The organism is Acidovorax sp. GW823-FHT02H02 (assembly GCF_058797075.1).
Genome location: NZ_JBXAJH010000006.1, coordinates 22,072 through 41,578 on the forward strand (window position 1 = coordinate 22,072; position 19,507 = coordinate 41,578).

Here is a 19,507-nt window from a genome sequence, read left to right on the forward strand (position 1 = left end):
GCCCGGCGGAGGTCCCAATGTGCCATTTGTCTGGAACGGATTAGGAGCGCGCGCCGCCACCTTGCGTTCAACGCGACATTCGCGGGATACGCGCCGAGCCTGTGAGTACCAGGAACCGAATTGACCGCACAGATAGCCGAAAACGCGAAGGGGCCTGATGGTCCCTTCGTTATTTATGCGGCGTGTACTTGATCTGTGCCTTCGCGGACTCAGGCAGCGCCTTCAGGATCGTCGGCACGATGTCGATGTCATCGACGGTCTTCCACACAAGCATCTTCAATGGGGCGGGAACTCTGTCGTCTGAGCCGCCATGTTGGGCCAACACGATAGGGATGACCCTGAACCCGTCGGCACGCATCGTCTGTTCGTGGATCGCTCGGTCGATCTCGCGTTGAATGACGCCTGCGTCAACGAACTGACTTGACAGGAAGAATACCGCTGCGGAGCACTCCGCGAAGGCGTTGTCAACGCCGCGCACCAGCGGGTCGCCCGCGGAGAGGTCATCGCGGTCAAACCAAGTCTTGAGGCCCAAGAGCCTGAGCGCCTGATCGACCTTGTCGATGAGGGGCTTGTTCGCCCCCTTATGGCTCAAGAAAATCCGCGAGTTCTCCATTGCGTGTCTCCATTTCTGCGCCCAGGCAATCATGAGTTGGGCAACAGCGAGGCCAGCGGCCTCCTTCTTTGCCTTGGACGTGTCATCGTACGTCCCCGCAGGGAATATGCCAGCCGCACCGAAGCCCTCGGTGAACTGCATCGCCTGGAACATCTCCTTCGTTGTCTGAATCTCACTGATGTCAACGAAGTCATCCATCGGGCCAAGCAGGTCATGGCCTTCCTCGCGAAGCTTCGGCAGGTGCTTCGTTTCCATGCCTCTGGCGGGAAGATGTCCACGCTTCTCCGGAGATACCAAGAGCATGAACTTGTCGCCGTCCCAGGTGAAGAACAGGTCAACATCCATCATTTTCGGAACGTAGTTCTTCAACTCGGGATGCTTGAAGACCATCTCGTGAAGCCGCGCTTGAACCAGCCCCAAAAGATCAGCGTACGGGAGAAAACAGCCGTCGGCAATCGAGAGGTGATCACCTCGAACAAAACCTAAACCATCCATCGCGATTCCCTGAGACTTGTTCACGCACGATGGTACAGGCATCCTCGACCAGAGGGGTTGCGCGCGTCCGCTTCGGAGCGCCCAATCTCGAGATTTCTTCGCCTGCTTAGGGTCGGGTGCGTGAGTTCGGCGCCTTGAGGAGCAGTCATCGGGCCGACCGAAGCGGCGCTGCCTGGGCATCGACCGCTGACGATGTCAGCACTGCCGTCGAAACCGGTCATTCCTGTGGCCTCAGGCGCGTTGGCCGATTGACCGCAATGTGGCCAAGACCGTGAGTGCAGTGCCTGACCGGCAACAGCAGCAATCGCTGCAGTTCTGTCACTAACGCGAGTGTGCAATTACCCTCTCTCGGTTCGCCATCTAATGCCCTAGCAAGCCTGCCGCTGAAGACAAACTGGCAGCGTTTGCTCATTCGCGAGAAATCTTCATAGCGCGGTGCGGGACAGATGGTTTCAACACTGCGAGGCCATACAAACCGCGTCAGGCCATCTCAAGCGTTAAGCGAGAGAGGTTTCCATGGGCCAGCGGGCCAATAGTCAAAAAATCCTAAAAGTTGCCAACTCCACACTGGTGCTGGGCCACGCGTGGGCCATAGATGGGCCATAAAGTTCTGCGCATCCAGCACCACGACCATGGGCCTCGGTGGCTGGATAGCCCACAGAAGGTGCAATTTTCAGAGTTGGGGAGGTTGGGAGACGACTACGTGGGCCATGAAAAATCCACGTAAGTCATTGATTTTGGTGCGGCTGGCGGGGATCGAACCCACGACCCTCGGCTTCGGAGGCCGATACTCTATCCACTGAGCTACAGCCGCAACTCTTAAAAGACCAATACTCAAAATTCCGCTGGCAGCCCGAATGACTATAGGCTTCGGAGGCCAATACTCTATCCACTGAGCTACAGCCGCATGAGATGCACTGAACCAATCCTGCGATTATTGCACGAGCAAGCACTCGAACACCCACAAATCCATTGCGGAATCATGCGCTGCGGGCACCCAATCGCAACAACAAGAGGCCAGAGGCGCCGACACATCGTCGCGCCTGCGGCTCCTCTGTCGCGGGCCTGTGAGCTCGCTTGTGCCACCCGGAGTCTATGCACCTCCATCGAAGGCGTCGCAGTCTGCACTGGCAATAGATCATCACATCTATAATCGAAGGTTGATTTCATCAAGCCCCCGATACCCTGAGGACGTCATGAGCGATAACAACCATCACGAAGAAGCGCATACCGGCCCGATCAAAAACCCCAAGCAGCTGCTGGTCGCGGTCATTTTCTCGTTTGTGATTCCTATCTTCGCCATCATTGGCCTCGTCCTGTATGTCACTTCCGACAACAAGACGGCGGCGGGCTCGGCCAATCCCGAAAAAGCCATTGCCGAGCGCATCCAGAAGGTGGGATTGGTGGAAATCCGCGACGCCAACCGCCCACTGCGCGGTGGCGAGGATGTCTACAAGGGGCAATGCGCCGCCTGTCACGCCACGGGCGCAGCAGGCGCTCCCAAGCTCGGGGATGCTGCCGCCTGGGGCCCACGCATCAAGACGGGCCTGGACGCACTGGTTCAGTCCGCACTCAAGGGCAAGAATGCCATGGCACCACAGGGTGGTGGCGAGTTCAATGACACCGAGATAGCCCGTGCGGTGGTCTACATGGCGAATGCTGCTGGCGCCACCTTTGCAGTACCAGCGGCCGCAGGTGCTCCTGCGGCTCCCGCAGCTCCAGCCACTGCCGCTGCCGCGGCACCGGCGGCAGCCGCAACCACCACGGCATCGGCCAATGGCGAGAATCTGTACAAGCAGGCTTGCCAGGTGTGCCATGGTGCCGGCATCGCAGGCGCACCCAAGTTTGGAGACAAAACCGCCTGGACTCCTCGCCTGGCTGCTGGCATGGATGCGGTGTATGCCAATGCCGTGCAGGGCAAGGGCGGTATGCCAGCACGCGGCGGCACCCAGGCATCGGATGCAGACCTGCGTGCTGCCGTGGATTACATGGCTGCTGCGGCCAAGTAATCCCAGCTCCTGGACCTGAGCCGACCCGTGGGGTCGGCTTTTTTGTGTCCGCAATGGGCGGCACCCCCACCCAGACGGACGCGTCAGCGCTGCGAACTGTGCGCCTTGGGACTCAACACAAAACCGTACCGGCCCGGCAGTTCGCTATTGAGCGCCGCTTGCGGCGACCAGATCCCCTGGTCCACGGCGTCCGCCACCAACCCCATGTCCAGGGTGTGAACCAGGCCCACTCCGATGGCAGAGGTCAAAAAAATCCGACCGAACTCATCCTGCAAACAGTCCAACGCAACGGCTTTGGCGCCCGTGTGGGTTCGTAGCGAAAAGTCTGGTTCGACCCGCCACACCCAGGGCGCGCATTCCAGCTCAACGTATACCCGCTGTGGACCATTCTGAAAAAACCACTGCCCCTGGGCGTCCTGCTCGTAGTTGCGCTCAATGAAGTCGATGAGTTTTTCGTGCTGCAGCAAGGAGCCCCGACTCTGGGGGAAAGGCCCTGCCGCCTGCACGGCATCGTCACGCAGGTACCACCGCCCGCGCGTATCAAGACCTAGCCAGCCGTAGCAAGCGGGCACATTGGGCCACTTGGCAAGGGCCTGTTTGACGATGTCATCCATGGGCCGATTGTGCTCCGTTCAGCGCCACGCCTGCGTCCGGCGATCCATGGGCATGCTGGTGCAGCCACATCGCCACCGCTTGCGGCATGGCACGCACATGCCCTGGCAGGCAGCCCTGTGCAAAACCCACATGCCCGCCGTGCAGCGGCTGCCACAAACGGACATACGGCCCCACCTCGCTGGCGGTCGGCAAGCTTGCTGCCGGCACAAAGGGATCATTGCGGGCATTGACCGCCAGCGCGGGGATGCGGATGCGGTGGAGCAAGGGCTTGGCAGAGGCGCGACACCAGTAGTCCTCTGTGTTTCTGAAGCCATGCAAGGGCGCGGTGAACACGTTGTCGAACGCATACAGATCACGCGCCCGCAGCAGCGTATCACGGTCAAACAGACCCGGATGCTGCGCCAGCTTTTGCAGGGCTTTGGGAATGAGCGTACGCATGAACATGCGTGTGTACACCTGCCGATTGAACCCCCGACCAATCGCCCTGCCCCCGGCCGCCAGATCCAGCGGCGAGCACACCGCTGCCACGGCATCAGCACAGCGCCCTGCCTGCGCTCCGGCCTCTGCTGCCCACCGCAACAGTGCGTTGCCGCCCAGCGAGACACCCACCGCCAGCAGCGGCCCACGGTGGGCCGAACGCAGGCGCTGCAGAATCCAGCCCATCTCTTCGTAATCACCCGAATGGTAGGCCCGGGGCGCTCGGTTGATTTCACCGCTGCAGCCGCGAAAATGGGGCAGCGCACAGGCCCAGCCGCGTTCGCGGGCCACATCGGCAAAAGCCTCGCCGTAGTGGCTGCGGGAAGAACCCTCCAGGCCATGGAAGACCACCAGCAACGGCCGCTGCATGCCCGGCGGCACGCCGTCTGCGAGGTAGTCCACGTCCACAAAATCTGCGTCGGGCGTCGTCCAGCGCTCGCGCCGGTAAGGCAGCGGCACCCCCGCCACACGCCGCGAATACAGTGCCGGCCAGATCGTCTGCAGCTGCCCTCCGGGCAACCAGCGTGGTGCCACATAGTTCAGGGATTCCTGGGCACATTCAGCAGGTTTTTCAGGCATTTTTTCTCCCTGCACAAGCCATTCCGGCCACCCATTGCTGACGCGCCTGGCAAGTCGCCGCTTCAAAGGGGACTGCAGGGGCACGCTGGGTGGCGGCATCGCTGTCTGCACGGGTCATGGGTTGGGGTGGCGGTCGCAAGACTGGTATTGTGCGTTGTCCCGGACGGCGCCAGCGCTGCCCGGGTCTTGGGGCCACGCCCGCCTTGCGGCAGAATTCGAAGGCACTTGGCTCTTTGCAATCCCGCTTCTTCAGACACAGGCCCGCCACCATGAAACGTCTTTTTGCCCTTCTCACGGCTGCACTGCTCTTGTCAGGCTGCGGCTACAACGATTTTCAGCGCCTGGATGAACAGTCCAAGGCCGCCTGGAGCGAGGTGCTCAACCAGTACCAGCGCCGCGCCGATCTGGTGCCCAACATCGTCGCCACGGTGAAGGGTGAAGCCAGCTTCGAGCAGGATACGCTGACCAAGGTGATCGAGGCCCGCGCCAAGGCCACCTCCATTCAGGTGACGCCGGCAACCCTCAATGATCCCGCCGCTTTCGCCAAATTTCAGGCCGCGCAGGGAGAGCTATCGGGTGCACTGTCACGGCTGATGGTGGTGGCCGAGCGTTACCCTACCCTCCAGGCCAACCAGGGTTTTCGGGATTTGCGCGTGACGCTGGAAGGCACGGAAAACCGCATTACCGTAGCCCGCAACCGATACATTCAGACGGTGCAGGAATACAACGTGCTGGCGCGCAGCTTCCCCACCAACCTGACCGCCATGGCGTTCAGCTACGCCCCCAAACCTGTTTTCAGTGTACAGAACGAGGCGCAGATCACGACGCCCCCCGCGGTGGATTTTTCGGCATCCAAACCCTGATATGTGATAATTTATGCCTTTAGCGCTTATCCGCATTGCGCTATTAGCTATATTATTTATAGCGATTGACTGGAGCGATGCCCGCGCCGACACGCTGCAACCTGTTCCGGCACTCACCGCCCGCGCGCTGGACCAGACCGGCACCCTGAACCCTGGCCAGCTGCAGGCGCTGGAGCAGCAACTGGCAGCCCTCGAACAATCCAGAGGCGCGCAGGTGGTGGTGCTGATGGTGGCCACCACGGCCCCCGAAGACATCGCCAGCTATGCCAACCGCGTCGCCAACGACTGGAAAATCGGCCGCCGCGCGGTCGGTGATGGCGTGCTGGTGCTCGTGGCCAAAGACGACCGCAAGATGCGGCTGGAGGTCGCCAAGACGCTGGAAGGGGCCATTCCTGACATCGCCGCGGCCCGCATCATCGACACCGCCATGAAGCCGCGCTTTCGCGAAGGCGATTTTGCCGGCGGCCTGCAAGCCGCTGTCACGCTGATTGCCGCCCGCATCGCCAACGAAGGCCTGCCCGAACCGCCATCGCCGGCGCGCACGTCAGCCCAGAACGACGCCATCGACTGGGGTGAATGGACCATCTTCCTGTTTCTGGGCGTCACGGTGGTTGGCCCCGTGGTTCGCGCCCTGCTCGGCAATGCCGTGGGCACGGTGCTGACCGGGGCCTTGGCGGGGGTCGTGGCTTATGTGGCCACGGCCAGTGTGCTGCTGGCCGGCCTGGCAGGCCTGGCCGCGCTGGTCTACACGTTGCTCAGCGCCTCCTCCCGTGCCATGTCCGGGCACGGGCGTGGCGGCGGCTGGGGTGGAGGCACCGGTGGCGGTGGTGGCTGGAGCGGCGGATCTTCCCGCGGTGGCGGTGGTTTCAGCTCGGGCGGTGGTGGCGATTTTGGGGGCGGTGGCGCCTCGGGAGACTGGTGAACATGGCTGGACCTTTTTCCTGGATTGGCGCCCTTGCCCGCCTGTTGCGGCACCGTTGGAATGATCCGTTCGTACGCCGCGCGCTGCCGGAAAGCGCCCTGCAGCGCCTGACTGCCCGCATCGCGGCCAGCGAACGGCGGCATACCGGTCAGATCCGCATCTGCGCCGAAGGCGGCCTGCCCTGGAGCTATCTGCTGCGCCAGGCACCCGTTCGTGAGCGCGCACTGATGATGTTCAGCAAGCTGCGTGTGTGGGATACCGAGCACAACAACGGTGTGCTCATCTACCTCCTGCTGGCGGAACACTCGATCGACATCGTGGCCGATCGGGGGCTGCACGCGCATGTCGCCAGCAGCGAGTGGCAGCAGATGGTTGCCCGCATGTCATCCGCCTTCCGCGCGGGCCATTTCGAACAGGGTCTGGATCAGGCCGTGGACGAGGTGACAGCACTGCTGTGCCGCCATTTCCCCACCTGCGCCAGCAGGGATCGCCCCAACGAATTGCCCGACGAACCGCATATCCAGTGACCTGGGTGCATCACGGCATGCTTTGCCGTGGATTGCAAAGTGCCCATGAAAAAACCCGGCCAAGCCGGGTTTTTTCATGGGCGATCAACCGAAAGGTCAACTCACCGCTTCTGGCGGAACTTGCGCAAGGCGGCGATCTGCGCGGCCATGACGGCCAGTTCGGATTGCGCCTTGGCCAGATCGATCTCGCTCTTGGCGTTTTTCAGGGCTTCTTCTGCAGCAGCCTTGGCAGCATTGGCCTTCTCGTCGTCCAGATCCTTGCCACGGATGGCGGTGTCGGACAACACGGTCACGCAGTCGGGCTGAACTTCCAGAATGCCGCCGGCCACGAAAACAAACTCTTCGCTGCCATCGGCCATTTCAATGCGCACCGAGCCGGGCTTGATGCGCGTGATCAGCGGAGTGTGGCGTGGGTACACACCCAGTTCGCCCGCTTCGCCGGGCAGCGCAATAAAGCGCGCTTCACCGGAGAAGATGGACTCTTCGGCACTGACCACATCGACGTGGATGGTGTTCATCATTGCTCCTGGGAAAAGAGGGTTGGCAGGATTAGCGAAAGGCTGGCCGGCCGGAACCGGTCAGCCATTGCGCAATCAGGCCACCTTCTTGGCCTTTTCGAAGGCTTCGTCAATGGTGCCGACCATGTAGAACGCCTGCTCTGGCAGGTGATCACACTCACCATTCACGATCATCTTGAAACCACGGATGGTTTCCGACAGCGGAACGTACTTGCCAGGCGAACCCGTGAACACTTCGGCCACGTGGAAAGGCTGCGACAGGAAACGCTGGATCTTGCGCGCACGGGCCACGGCCAGCTTGTCTTCAGGCGCCAGTTCGTCCATGCCCAGAATGGCGATGATGTCGCGCAGTTCCTTGTAGCGCTGCAGCGTGCCCTGCACGGCGCGCGCCGTGGTGTAGTGGTCTTCACCCACGACGTTCGGGTCCAGCTGGCGGCTGGTGGAGTCCAGCGGGTCCACGGCGGGGTAGATACCCAGCGAAGCGATGTCGCGCGACAGCACCACGGTGGAGTCCAGGTGGGCAAACGTTGTGGCTGGCGAGGGGTCGGTCAAGTCATCGGCTGGCACGTAAACGGCCTGGATGGAGGTGATCGAACCGACCTTGGTGGACGTAATACGCTCTTGCAGGCGGCCCATTTCTTCGGCCAGCGTAGGCTGGTAGCCCACGGCGGAAGGCATACGACCCAGCAGAGCGGACACTTCGGTACCGGCCAGCGTGTAGCGGTAGATGTTGTCCACGAAGAACAGCACGTCACGGCCTTCGTCACGGAAGGATTCCGCGATGGTCAGACCGGTCAGGGCCACGCGCAGACGGTTGCCTGGGGGCTCGTTCATCTGGCCGTACACCATGGCAACCTTGGACTCTTCGAGCTTCTCCAGGTTCACCACGCCGGAATCGGCCATTTCATGGTAGAAGTCGTTCCCTTCGCGGGTACGCTCGCCCACACCAGCGAACACCGACAAACCCGAGTGGGCCTTCGCGATGTTGTTGATGAGTTCCATCATGTTCACGGTCTTGCCCACGCCGGCGCCGCCGAACAGACCCACCTTGCCGCCCTTGGCGAACGGGCAGACCAGGTCGATCACCTTGATGCCGGTTTCCAGCAGCTCTTGCGAAGGCGACAGCTCGTCGTACGCAGGGGCCTTGCGGTGGATGGATGCGGTCAGGTCTTGGCTGACAGGGCCCCGTTCGTCGATGGGCGCGCCCAGCACGTCCATGATGCGGCCCAGCGTCGCCTTGCCCACGGGCACGGTGATGGGGTTGCCGGTGTTGGTCACCATGATGCCGCGGCGCAGACCGTCGGAAGAACCGAGCGCAATGGTACGCACGATGCCATCGCCCAGCTGCTGCTGCACTTCCAGCGTCAGGGACGAGCCTTCGAGCTTCAGAGCGTCGTAAATCTTGGGCATCTGGTCGCGGGGGAACTCAACGTCCACCACAGCGCCGATACATTGAACAATCTTGCCTTGCACTTGAGCCATTTTTCGCTCCAATTTAGATGTTGGTTGAGCTGCTTACACAGCAGCGGCGCCGGACACGATTTCCGAAAGTTCTTTCGTGATCGCTGCCTGGCGCGTCTTGTTGTAGACCAGCTTCAACTCGCCAATGACGCTGCCGGCGTTGTCGGTGGCGGCCTTCATGGCCACCATGCGTGCCGACTGCTCGGACGCCATGTTTTCCGCAACCGCCTGGTAGATCAGGGACTCGACATAACGGACCAGCAGCTCGTCAATGACGCTCTGCGCATCGGGCTCGTAAATGTAGTCCCAGCCATGCTCCGTCTTCTCGGCATGCATCTGCTCGGACGACAGGGGGAGCAACTGCTCCACCACCGATTCCTGCTTCATGGTGTTGATGAACTTGGTGTAGCTCAGGTACACCGCGTTGATCTTGCCTTCTGCATAAGCATCGAGCAGCACCTTCACCGGACCAATCAGCTTGTCCAGATGGGGCGTGTCGCCCAGACCCGTCGCATGCGAAACCACCTTGGCGCCGACACGGTTCAGGAAACCCAAACCCTTGTTGCCAATGGCCACGGCCTCGGTGGACACGCCAGCGCTCTGCAGCTCACGCAACTTGGTCGTCACGGCACGCAACACGTTGGTGTTCATGCCGCCGCACAGGCCCTTGTCGGTCGTCACCACAATCATGCCCGCCACCTTGGCATCGTTCACTTTCATGAACGGATGCACGTATTCGGGGTTGGCGTGGCCGAGGTTGGCTGCAATGTTGCGGATCTTCTCGCTGTAGGGACGGGCGGCACGCATCCGGTCCTGCGCCTTGCGCATTTTGGATGCAGCCACCATCTCCATGGCTTTGGTGATCTTCTTGGTGTTTTCCACCGATTTGATCTTGCCGCGTATTTCCTTGCCTGCTGCCATGATGGCTCCTCGTCCGGTTTAAGCGAACGACTTCTTGAACGCGGCGATCGCTGCGGTCAATTCGGCTTCTGCGTCCTTGTCCATGGCCTTGGCCTGTTCCAGCTTGGCCAGCAGTGCGGCGTAGCTGGTCTTCAGGAACTGGTGCAGGCCGTGTTCGAAGTCGAGAACCTTCTTGACATCGATGTCGTCCATGAAGCCCTTGTTCACAGCGAACAGCGTGGCGGCCATCAGCGAGATGGACAGCGGGCTGTACTGTGCCTGCTTGAGCAGTTCGGTCACGCGGGCACCGCGGTCGAGTTGCTTGCGGGTGGCTTCGTCCAGGTCGGAAGCAAACTGCGCAAACGCGGCCAGTTCACGGTACTGGGCCAGGTCGGTACGGATACCGCCGGACAGGTTCTTCACCAGCTTGGTCTGGGCAGCACCACCCACGCGCGACACCGAGATACCGGCGTTGATGGCGGGACGGATACCGGCGTTGAACAGGCTGGTTTCCAGGAAGATCTGGCCGTCGGTGATCGAAATCACGTTGGTAGGCACGAAAGCGGACACGTCACCCGCTTGCGTTTCGATGATCGGCAGTGCGGTCAGCGAACCGGTCTTGCCCTTCACGGCGCCCTTGGTGAAGGCTTCGACGTAGTCGGCATTCACGCGAGCAGCACGCTCCAGCAGACGGCTGTGGAGATAGAACACGTCGCCAGGGTAGGCTTCACGGCCTGGTGGGCGGCGCAGCAGCAGCGAAACCTGGCGGTAAGCCACGGCCTGCTTGGACAGGTCGTCATACACGATCAGCGCATCTTCGCCACGGTCACGGAAGTATTCACCCATCGTGCAACCCGAGTAGGCCGACACGTACTGCATGGCAGCCGATTCGGAGGCCGACGCGGCCACCACGATCGTGTATTCCATGGCACCGGCTTGTTCCAGTGCGCGCACCACGTTCTTGATCGACGAAGCCTTCTGACCGATGGCAACGTAGATACAGGTCACGCCCTGGCCCTTCTGGGCAATGATGGCGTCGATGGCCACTGCCGTCTTGCCGGTCTGGCGGTCACCGATGATCAGCTCGCGCTGGCCTCGGCCCACGGGCACCATGGAGTCGATGGACTTCAGGCCGGTCTGCAGGGGCTGGTCCACCGATTTACGGGCGATCACGCCCGGAGCCACCTTTTCGATCACGTCGGTGAGCTTGGCATGGATGGGACCCTTGCCGTCGATAGGCTGACCCAGGGCGTTCACCACACGGCCGACCAGCTCGGGACCCACCGGCACTTCCAGAATGCGGCCCGTGCACTTGACGGTGTCACCTTCGGAGATGTGCTCGTACTCGCCCAGAATCACGGCGCCGACGGAGTCGCGCTCGAGGTTCAGGGCCAGACCATAGGACGGCTGGCCGTCAGCGGTGGCGGGGAACTCCAGCATTTCGCCCTGCATCACGTCCGACAGGCCATGGACGCGCACGATACCGTCAGACACGGACACCACGGTGCCCTGGTTGCGGATGTCGCTGCTGGCGGCCAGCCCTTCGATGCAGCTCTTGATGAGTTCAGAAATTTCTGCGGGATTGAGTTGCATGACTCTTTCCTTCTTTCTTTGGTTCGCGAAGACCTCACCGCGTTATGCGGTGAGGGCCGCTTTCATTTGTTCAAGACGGGCCTTGACCGAAGTGTCCAGCACCTCGTCACCCACCACTACGCGAATGCCACCGATCAGGGATTCATCCTGCTGCACGGTGAGATTGAGCTTGCGGCCGAAACGCTTTTCCAGCGCAACGCCGACCTCAACCAGTGCCGCACCATCCATGGGGAAGGCGCTGTACACCACGGCATCCGAAGAGCCGCTGCGGCGATTCACGAGGGCGCGAAACTGCGCAGCCACTTCGGGGAGCGCATTGAGACGCCCGTTGTCGATGACCGTGCGCAGGAAATTCTTCGCCATGTCGGGCAGCGCAGACCGCGCCACACCCGTGAAGACGTCAAATACCTGGTTCGCCGTCACCTTGGGGTTGTCTGCCAGCTGGCGCAACTGGGGGTTGGCGGCAATCGCCGCCAGTTCATCCACCCAGGCAGCAGTGCTGCCCAGATCGACGCCCGCACCCGCCGTAGCAGCCTTGAACAAGGCATCGGCGTAAGGGCGTGCAATGGTGGCGAGTTCAGCCATGATGTCCCCTTACAGCTCGGTCTTGAGGCGGTTGAGCAGATCGGCATGGACACCGGCATTGACTTCCTTGCGGAGAATCTGCTCGGCACCCTTGACGGCCAGTGCTGCCACCTGCTCACGCAGGGATTCGCGGGCTTGAACCGTTTGCTGCTCGGCTTCGGCGCGGGCAGCAGCAACAATCTTGTTGCCTTCCTCGGTGGCGCGGGCCTTGGCCTCTTCCACGATGGCCTGGGCACGACGGTCGGCGTCCGCAAGACGCGAGGCCGTTTCGTTGCGCGCCTGCGACAGCTCCTTCTCGACACGCTGGTTGGCAGCGGTCAGCTCGGATTTGGCACGGTCGGCAGCGGCGAGGCCATCGGCGATTTTCTGGGCTCGCTCATCCAGCGCCTTCGCGATCGGTGGCCACACGAATTTCATCGTGAACCACACCAGGATCAGGAAGACAATGGCCTGAACGAACAGGGTCGCATTGATACTCACGGCAACACCTTTCTAGAGTGGCGTTGAACGGGACTTACTTGGGCAGGTTGGCCAAGAACGTCGAAGCGAAGGGGTTGGCGAATGCGAACAGCAGAGCGATAGCCACGCCGATCAGGAAAGCCGCGTCGATCAGACCAGCCAAGATGAACATCTTGGTTTGCAGTTCGTTGATCAGTTCGGGCTGACGGGCCGACGATTCGAGGAACTTGCCGCCCATCAGTGCGATGCCGATGGAAGCGCCGATAGCGCCCAGACCAACGATCAGACCACAAGCCAGAGCGACGAGACCGAGAATGTTTTCCATGATGACTCCTGAGTTAAGAAAGAAAAGTTAAGGGAAAGAAAAACGAAAGGGAAACTTAGTGCGCGTTGTGCGCCTGACCAAGGTAGATCAGTGCCAACATCATGAAGATGAATGCCTGCAAGGTGATCACCAGAATGTGGAACAGCGTCCAGATGGTGCCAGCAATGACGTGGCCCACAGGCAGCAGCACACCCGACAGCGACAGCGCAGCCGCACCACCCATCAGGGCAATCAGCATGAACACCAGTTCGCCAGCGTACATGTTGCCGAACAACCGCATGCCATGGGAGACGGTGTTGGCCACATATTCAATGATCTGCATGAGCAGGTTCACCACGCCCAGGATCAGGGCGAAGATGGGATTCTTGCTGGTACCGAACGGAGCGGACACCAGTTCGTGCGCCCAGCCGCCCGCGCCCTTGACCTTCACGCTGTACCAGAAGCGCAGGACCAGCACGGCAAAAGCAAGACCAAGGGTGGTGGACAGATCGGCGGTCGGGACGACGCGCAGGTAGGCATGGCTTGGATCGTGACCGGCCGCACCGTAGATTTGGGCCCAGAGGGCGGGCAGCGCATCCACAGGCAGCATGTCCATGAAGTTCATCAGGAAGATCCAGACGAACACCGTCAGACCCAGCGGCGCGATGAACTTGCGGCTTTCGGCGTTGTGGATGTTGGCCTTGGCCTGGTTATCCACCATCTCGACCAGAATTTCCACGGCCGCCTGAAAGCGACCAGGAACACCGGAAGTCGCCTTGCGGGCGGCCGACCAGAGAATCAAAAGCGTGAGAGCACCCAGAACCAACCCCACGATGATGGAGTCATAGTTGAAGACGGTGAAGTCGACAATCTTGGTCTGGTTGATGTTTTGAAGATGCTGCAGGTGGTGAACGATGTATTCACTTGCAGTCGGAGCGTGCGCTTCTGCGGCCATCGGACAACTCTTCTCTCTATCAATCGGTTTTTCGGACACCGGGCCGCACCCAAAGTGCCACCCAGTACGTTTTCATTGTGATCACCATGCCCACCAGCAAGGCAATCCAGCTCAATCCCGGCACCAGCCGGGGGGCCGCTGCCAGCAGCGCCACTGTCAACACGATCTTGGCGATTTCCCAGCCAAAGAACGCCACCATGGCCGCCCGCGGATTGGCGGACGCCTTGCGGCGAAACACACCACGGGCAAACAGCGCAGCCGGAACCACCACCGCCAAGGCACCATAGGCCGCAGACCAGCCCACTGACGCCCTGCCCGTCAAAATCCAGGCCCCCAGGGCCACCAGCATTCCAACCAGCGCCTGACCCGCCACCACCCTCCCCACCGAAATGGGAGGATGGCGACTGCGCCACTGTTCAGCCTCTTGAGCCGTCAGGGGCTTGAAGTCAGATGCTTCAGCCTCAGATTCAGTCTCTGGCGCGATTGTTTTCATTGTTCAATGACGCCCGCGTTAAAGACCAGAAATTTACAAAGCCTCTAATTATAAGTAAAAACCCGTGAGGCAAGACAAAAAACCTGTATCCCGGGGCCAGGATCGATGCTGGGTGCGCGCCGTTGTGGTGATGCACCAACGACCATGCCTGGACTCGCCACACCTTGCGCGCGCCCAACCGGCGCAAATTCGACCAACCATCCTTATGCCCTTGCGAGGCATGTAGCGCACAATGCCAAAGCGCTGCCAGCTATTGAATCCGCAGCAGAAACCACGATCCTCAGCACCATGACATCTTCCACCCTACCGCCCGCAAACGGCATCGACCGCCAGACCAACGATCCGCGCAAAGACTCGCTGATTGAATACCCCTCCAGGTTTCCGATCAAGGTCATGGGCGCCAAGGTGGACGGCTTCGTGCATGCAGTCACCGAGCTGGCCCGCCAGTTCGACCCGACCTTCGACGCCGCCACGATTGAACTGCGCGACAGCCGCGCCGGCAATTATCTCGGCGTCACCATCACCATCACCGCCACCAGCCGCGAGCAGCTCGATGGCCTGTATCGGGCCCTGTCGTCCCACCCCCTGGTCAAAGTGGTGCTGTAAGGCATGGCCATCGACATCCGCAGGCTGGGCCGGGTCGATTACACCGCTACCGTGCAAGCCATGCAGGACTACACCGCCTGCCGCACCTCCGAGAACCCCGATTTGCTCTGGATTTGCGAGCATGATCCGCTTTACACCCAAGGTATTGCAGGAAAAAACGATCACATACTCCACCCGGGCGATATTCCGGTGGTGGCAACCAATCGCGGCGGGCAGGTCACCTTCCATGGCCCAGGCCAGGTGGTGGCGTATCCGCTGATCGACCTGCAGCGCGCCGGCTACTTTGTCAAGGAATACGTCTTTCGCATGGAAGAGGCCGTGATCCGCACGCTGGCGCATTTTGGCGTGACGGGCCACCGCGTGGGCGGCGCCCCCGGGATCTATGTGCGCCTGGATGACCCGCACAGCCATGCGTTGCTGCCCCAGCGTCCGCAAAAGCGCACCGGCAACGCCCCCCCCGTGCCCGACTTCGATGGCCTGGGCAAGATTGCCGCCCTGGGCATCAAGGTCAGCCGGCACTGCACCTACCACGGCGTGGCGCTCAATGTGGCGATGGATCTGGAACCCTATGAACGCATCAACCCTTGCGGTTACGCAGGATTGAAAACCGTCGACCTTTCTACAATCGGGGTCCACACCACCTGGGAAGAAGCCGCGCAGGTGCTGGGCCAGCAGCTCAGCATTCGCCTCGCTCCCTGACCTCCACACGCTGTCCACACGCCATGAGCACCCCTGAAGTCGTTCGCGAAGCACAATCCACCGAAGCCTACAACCCTCTGGCCAAGCAGAAGGCTGCAGCCAAGCTGTCGCGCATTCCCATCAAGGTGGAACGGGGTGAAGTGCTCAAGAAGCCCGAGTGGATCCGGGTGAAAGCCGGCAGCCCGACCACGCGCTTCTACGAGATCAAGGAGATCCTGCGCGAGCACAAGCTGCACACCGTGTGCGAAGAGGCCTCGTGCCCCAACATCGGCGAGTGCTTTGGCAAGGGCACGGCCACCTTCATGATCATGGGCGACAAATGCACGCGCCGCTGCCCGTTCTGCGACGTGGGCCACGGCCGCCCCGACCCGCTGGACAAGGACGAGCCTTTGAACCTGGCCAAGACCATTGCCGCACTCAAGCTCAAGTACGTGGTCATCACCAGCGTGGACCGCGACGACCTGCGCGACGGCGGCAGCGGCCACTTCGTGGAGTGCATCCAGCGCATCCGCGAGCTCTCGCCCGCCACGCAGATCGAGATCCTCACGCCGGACTTCCGCGGCCGCGACGACCGTGCGCTCGAAATCCTCAAGGCCGCACCGCCCGACGTGATGAACCACAACCTGGAGACCGCGCCCCGCCTGTACAAGGAAGCCCGCCCGGGCTCCGACTACCAGTTCAGCCTGAACCTGCTCAAGAAGTTCAAAGCCCTGCACCCCCATGTGCCGACCAAGAGCGGCATCATGGTGGGCCTGGGCGAAACCGACGAAGAGATCCTGCAGGTGATGCGCGACATGCGCGCGCACAACATCGACATGCTGACCATCGGCCAGTACCTGGCGCCCAGCAACAGCCACCTGCCCGTGCGCCGCTACGTGCACCCCGACACCTTCAAGATGTTCGAGCAAGAGGCCTACAAAATGGGTTTCAGCCACGCTGCCGTGGGCGCCATGGTGCGCAGCAGCTACCACGCGGACCAGCAGGCGCACGCCGCCGGCGTGTAAGTACGGCACCAGAACGCAGCCCCGCCGGGCTCGCATTCTCTCGGCGCCGCCAAGCATTGCAGCACCTCGCACCGCCTATAGTCGGTGCATGCAAGCCAATCTGTATGCCCTGGGCGCCATCGCGCTGTGGGCCTCGCTCGCCTCGCTGGGCGTGTCGCTCACCCATGTTCCACCGTTTCTGCTCACGGGCATCGCGCTCATCATCGGCAGCGTGCCCGCGTGGCCGCTTGTGCTGCGCGACCCGTCGCAGTGGCGCATTCCTGCGCGCACGCTGGCGCTGGGGGTGTATGGCCTGTTTGCCTACCACTTCCTGCTGTTCATCGCGCTGCGCCACGCGCCGCCGGTCGAGGCCAACCTGGTCAACTACCTGTGGCCGCTGTTCATCGTGGTGCTGGCGCCCGTGGTGCTGCCCGGCGTGGCGCTGCGCCTGCCGCATGTGCTGGCGGCGCTGCTGGGTTTTGGCGGTGCGGCGATTGCCATCGTGGGCGGGCGCGAGCTGAGCGGCACACTGGCCTGGGGCTACCTGCCCGCGCTGGCGGCGGCATTCATCTGGGCAACCTATTCGCTGCTGACCAAGCGCGCGGCCGCCTTTCCGACCACGGCCATCGGTCTGTTTGGCCTGGTGTCGGGCGCGCTCTCGCTGCTGTGCCATGCCGTGCTGGAGCCTGCCGTGGCGCTGCAGCCGCGGGACTGGGCACTGCTGGCAGTGCTGGGCCTGGGGCCGCTGGGGGCCTCGTTCTTTCTGTGGGACAAGGCGCTCAAGCTCGGGGATGCACGGCACATCGGCATCCTGAGCTATATCACACCGCTGGCATCCACCGCGCTGCTGCTGGTGGTGAGCGGCCGCCCCTTCAGCTGGAGCATTGCGCTGGCCACGGTGATGATCATCGGCGCGGCGGTGATGGGGATGCGGTCGCGCTGACCGGGCATTTCAAGGGAAATTGGCCTCTCGCACCTATCCGCAAAGCGCTAGCCGCTATATGTTCGATAGCCGATGAAATGCGCTATGACACCAGCAGCGCGGCGGGCTCGTCGCCTGCGAGCACCTGCTGCGCCCATGGTGCCAGCTTGCGGGTGTCGGCCCGCAGGATTTCCTGCTTCACGGCCAGGATCTGCGCCGGGTGCATGGAGAAGCTGCGCAGCCCCAGCCCCAGCAGCAGGCGCGTCATGGTCACATCGCCCGCCGTTTCGCCGCACACGCACACGCTCTTGCCCTGGCGCTCGCCCTCGGCAATCACATCGGCCACCAGGCGCAGCACAGCGGGGTGCAGCGGGTCATACAGGTGGGCCACGGCCTCGTCGGTGCGGTCGATGGCCAGCGTGTACTGGATGAGGTCGTTGGTGCCGATGGACAGGAAATCGAAATATTGGAGGAAGCTGCGCACCATCAGCGCGGCCGCCGGCACCTCGATCATGGCGCCCAGCTGCACCGACCCGTAGGGCACGCCCCTGGCGTCGAGTTCGGCGCGCGCCAGTTCGACCTGGGCCAGCGTCTGCTCGATTTCATGGCGGTGCGCCAGCATCGGAAACAGCAGCTTCACCTGGCCATAGGCCGCCGCGCGCAGCACGGCGCGCAGCTGGTTGCGGAACATGGACGGATCGGCCAGGCTCCAGCGGATGGCGCGCAGGCCCAGCGCAGGGTTCAGGTGCGTGTCCTTGCCCCCCTTGTCGAGCGGTTTGTCGGCGCCCACATCGATGGTGCGGATGGTGACCGGCAGGCCCTGCATGCCGTCAATCGCCTCGCAGTACGCGCGGTACTGCTCGTCTTCACCGGGCAGGTTGCCATTTTTGCCCATGAACAGGAATTCACTGCGAAACAGGCCCACGCCCACGGCGCCCGCGCGCACGGCAGCGGCGGCATCACCGGGCTGCTCGATGTTGGCCAGCAATTCGATCTTGTGGCCATCGATGGTGATGGCGGGCGTATGGCGCAGGCGTGCCAGGCGCTCGCGCTCCAACGCCACCTGGCGCTGGCGAAAGCCGTATTCGGCCAGGATGATGGGTGATGGGTCGACGATCATCACCCCGGCATCGCCGTCGATGATGACCCAGTCGTCCTGGCGCACCAGCTGGCTGGCCGCACGCGCCCCCACCACGGCCGGGATGTCCATGCTGCGCGCCACGATGGCGGTGTGCGAGGTCTTGCCGCCCACGTCGGTCACGAAGCCGGCGAACACGCTCTGCTTGAATTGCAGCATGTCGGCCGGGGACAGGTCGTGCGCCACCAGCACCAGCGGCACATCGACCGTGTCGTCGAGCAGCAGGTCCTGCGGGGTCTTGCGCGGGCTGCTGACAGGCGGCGCCACGGGGCTGGCCACGCCCTTCATGTAGCGCAGGATGCGCTCGACAACCTGTTCCAGGTCGGCCTTGCGTTCGCGCAGATAGTCGTCCTCCATCTCGTCGAACTGGCGCGCAATCAGTTCGAACTGCGTGGTCAGCGCCCATTCGGCGTTGTACAGGCGCTCGGAGATCCAGTGCTTGACCCCGCCGGTGAGCATCTCGTCCTGCAGCAGCATCAGGTGCACGTCCAGCAGCGCGGCCAGCTCGGGTGGCGCATCGTGCGGCATGTCGGCCTGCAGCCGCTGCAACTCCTCGGCCACCGCGTTGCGCCCCTGGCGCACCCGCTCGATTTCCGCCGCCACCTGCTCGGGCTGGATGAAATAGTGCGCCACATCCACGCGGCTTGACGCCACCAGCACGGCCCGGCCGATGGCGATGCCCCGTGCAACTGCAAGACCGTGGACGGAAAACGTCATCGAAGATCCTTTTTTGGCAAGCGTTCAACCACCGCGTCAGCCCTCGCGCACCCCGGAGGGACCGCCTCCCGCGC

General features: G+C 62.4%; 21 protein-coding genes and 1 tRNA gene. 8 read left to right on the top strand and 14 right to left on the bottom strand.

What is annotated here, in order from left to right:
- Positions 1-169 precede the first annotated feature (169 nt).
- Both AC1RDS_RS08140 and AC1RDS_RS08145 read right to left on the bottom strand, forming a co-directional pair.
- Positions 170-1,132 carry a toll/interleukin-1 receptor domain-containing protein gene (locus AC1RDS_RS08140; RefSeq protein WP_492226754.1) on the bottom strand — a complete coding sequence of 321 codons (963 nt, stop codon included), beginning with the start codon at positions 1,130-1,132 and terminating at the stop codon, positions 170-172.
- A gap of 714 nt (positions 1,133-1,846) precedes the next feature.
- Positions 1,847-1,922 (bottom strand) — tRNA-Arg (locus AC1RDS_RS08145).
- A gap of 382 nt (positions 1,923-2,304) precedes the next feature.
- Between AC1RDS_RS08145 and AC1RDS_RS08150 the strand changes: the two genes are divergently transcribed.
- Positions 2,305-3,117 (top strand): c-type cytochrome, encoded by an 813-nt coding sequence (locus tag AC1RDS_RS08150; protein WP_348682861.1) that lies wholly within the window; start codon positions 2,305-2,307, stop codon positions 3,115-3,117.
- 83 nt (positions 3,118-3,200) lie between these two features.
- Here AC1RDS_RS08150 and AC1RDS_RS08155 read toward each other — a convergent pair whose 3' ends face one another.
- A complete protein-coding gene (locus tag AC1RDS_RS08155) occupies positions 3,201-3,731 on the bottom strand; it encodes a DUF2946 family protein (RefSeq protein ID WP_348682859.1) in 531 nt (176 codons plus the stop codon).
- A complete protein-coding gene (locus tag AC1RDS_RS08160; RefSeq protein ID WP_492226755.1) occupies positions 3,724-4,788 on the bottom strand; it encodes a YheT family hydrolase in 1,065 nt (354 codons plus the stop codon). The genes AC1RDS_RS08155 and AC1RDS_RS08160 overlap by 8 nt, the downstream gene beginning before the upstream one ends.
- 269 nt (positions 4,789-5,057) lie before the next feature.
- Here AC1RDS_RS08160 and AC1RDS_RS08165 point away from each other — a divergent pair, with 269 nt between their 5' ends.
- Genes AC1RDS_RS08165 through AC1RDS_RS08175 form a run of 3 tightly spaced genes read left to right on the top strand, consistent with a single transcriptional unit; the run spans position 5,058 to position 7,100 of the window.
- On the top strand, positions 5,058-5,651 hold the full coding sequence (locus AC1RDS_RS08165) for a LemA family protein (protein ID WP_492226756.1): 594 nt from the start codon (positions 5,058-5,060) through the stop codon (positions 5,649-5,651).
- A 13-nt stretch (positions 5,652-5,664) separates the two neighbouring features.
- Positions 5,665-6,573, top strand: coding sequence for a TPM domain-containing protein (locus tag AC1RDS_RS08170; protein WP_492226757.1), 909 nt, complete (start codon positions 5,665-5,667; stop codon positions 6,571-6,573).
- 2 nt (positions 6,574-6,575) lie between these two features.
- Entirely contained in the window at positions 6,576-7,100 is a 525-nt protein-coding gene (locus AC1RDS_RS08175; protein ID WP_492226758.1) for a TPM domain-containing protein, read from the top strand.
- Positions 7,101-7,201: 101 nt separating this feature from the next.
- Here the strand turns inward: AC1RDS_RS08175 and AC1RDS_RS08180 are convergent, their stop codons facing one another.
- The 9 genes from AC1RDS_RS08180 to AC1RDS_RS08220 all read right to left on the bottom strand — a co-directional run bounded on the left by AC1RDS_RS08180 (position 7,202) and on the right by AC1RDS_RS08220 (position 14,368).
- The gene (locus tag AC1RDS_RS08180) at positions 7,202-7,618 is read right to left on the bottom strand and encodes a F0F1 ATP synthase subunit epsilon (protein ID WP_092699425.1); all 417 of its coding nucleotides are present in this window, start codon (positions 7,616-7,618) and stop codon (positions 7,202-7,204) included.
- Between the two features lie 75 nt (positions 7,619-7,693).
- A complete protein-coding gene (atpD, locus tag AC1RDS_RS08185) occupies positions 7,694-9,100 on the bottom strand; it encodes a F0F1 ATP synthase subunit beta (protein ID WP_303834395.1) in 1,407 nt (468 codons plus the stop codon).
- Between the two features lie 33 nt (positions 9,101-9,133).
- Positions 9,134-10,000 carry a F0F1 ATP synthase subunit gamma gene (gene atpG / locus AC1RDS_RS08190; protein WP_092699389.1) on the bottom strand — a complete coding sequence of 289 codons (867 nt, stop codon included), beginning with the start codon at positions 9,998-10,000 and terminating at the stop codon, positions 9,134-9,136.
- An 18-nt stretch (positions 10,001-10,018) separates the two neighbouring features.
- Positions 10,019-11,572, bottom strand: a complete 1,554-nt coding sequence (gene atpA / locus AC1RDS_RS08195; protein WP_492226759.1) for a F0F1 ATP synthase subunit alpha — start codon at positions 11,570-11,572, stop codon at positions 10,019-10,021.
- A gap of 42 nt (positions 11,573-11,614) precedes the next feature.
- The gene (locus AC1RDS_RS08200) at positions 11,615-12,157 is read right to left on the bottom strand and encodes a F0F1 ATP synthase subunit delta (protein ID WP_303834390.1); all 543 of its coding nucleotides are present in this window, start codon (positions 12,155-12,157) and stop codon (positions 11,615-11,617) included.
- Between the two features lie 9 nt (positions 12,158-12,166).
- On the bottom strand, positions 12,167-12,637 hold the full coding sequence (locus AC1RDS_RS08205; protein WP_024813794.1) for a F0F1 ATP synthase subunit B: 471 nt from the start codon (positions 12,635-12,637) through the stop codon (positions 12,167-12,169).
- 34 nt (positions 12,638-12,671) lie between these two features.
- A complete protein-coding gene (gene atpE / locus AC1RDS_RS08210; RefSeq protein ID WP_007847749.1) occupies positions 12,672-12,941 on the bottom strand; it encodes a F0F1 ATP synthase subunit C in 270 nt (89 codons plus the stop codon).
- Between the two features lie 55 nt (positions 12,942-12,996).
- Positions 12,997-13,875, bottom strand: coding sequence for a F0F1 ATP synthase subunit A (atpB, locus tag AC1RDS_RS08215; protein WP_092699395.1), 879 nt, complete (start codon positions 13,873-13,875; stop codon positions 12,997-12,999).
- A gap of 19 nt (positions 13,876-13,894) precedes the next feature.
- On the bottom strand, positions 13,895-14,368 hold the full coding sequence (locus tag AC1RDS_RS08220) for an ATP synthase subunit I (RefSeq protein ID WP_492226760.1): 474 nt from the start codon (positions 14,366-14,368) through the stop codon (positions 13,895-13,897).
- Between the two features lie 288 nt (positions 14,369-14,656).
- Between AC1RDS_RS08220 and AC1RDS_RS08225 the strand changes: the two genes are divergently transcribed.
- From AC1RDS_RS08225 to AC1RDS_RS08240, 4 genes are all read left to right on the top strand, one after another.
- Complete coding sequence (locus tag AC1RDS_RS08225) at positions 14,657-14,974, top strand: YbeD family protein (protein ID WP_492226761.1); 318 nt, start codon at positions 14,657-14,659, stop codon at positions 14,972-14,974.
- Between the two features lie 3 nt (positions 14,975-14,977).
- The gene (lipB, locus tag AC1RDS_RS08230) at positions 14,978-15,673 is read left to right on the top strand and encodes a lipoyl(octanoyl) transferase LipB (protein WP_303834374.1); all 696 of its coding nucleotides are present in this window, start codon (positions 14,978-14,980) and stop codon (positions 15,671-15,673) included.
- A 23-nt stretch (positions 15,674-15,696) separates the two neighbouring features.
- Entirely contained in the window at positions 15,697-16,677 is a 981-nt protein-coding gene (gene lipA / locus AC1RDS_RS08235; protein WP_303834372.1) for a lipoyl synthase, read from the top strand.
- An 88-nt stretch (positions 16,678-16,765) separates the two neighbouring features.
- On the top strand, positions 16,766-17,599 hold the full coding sequence (locus tag AC1RDS_RS08240; RefSeq protein WP_303834369.1) for a DMT family transporter: 834 nt from the start codon (positions 16,766-16,768) through the stop codon (positions 17,597-17,599).
- A gap of 82 nt (positions 17,600-17,681) precedes the next feature.
- Here AC1RDS_RS08240 and ptsP read toward each other — a convergent pair whose 3' ends face one another.
- Positions 17,682-19,433, bottom strand: a complete 1,752-nt coding sequence (ptsP, locus tag AC1RDS_RS08245) for a phosphoenolpyruvate--protein phosphotransferase (protein WP_348682851.1) — start codon at positions 19,431-19,433, stop codon at positions 17,682-17,684.
- Positions 19,434-19,507: the final 74 nt, after the last annotated feature.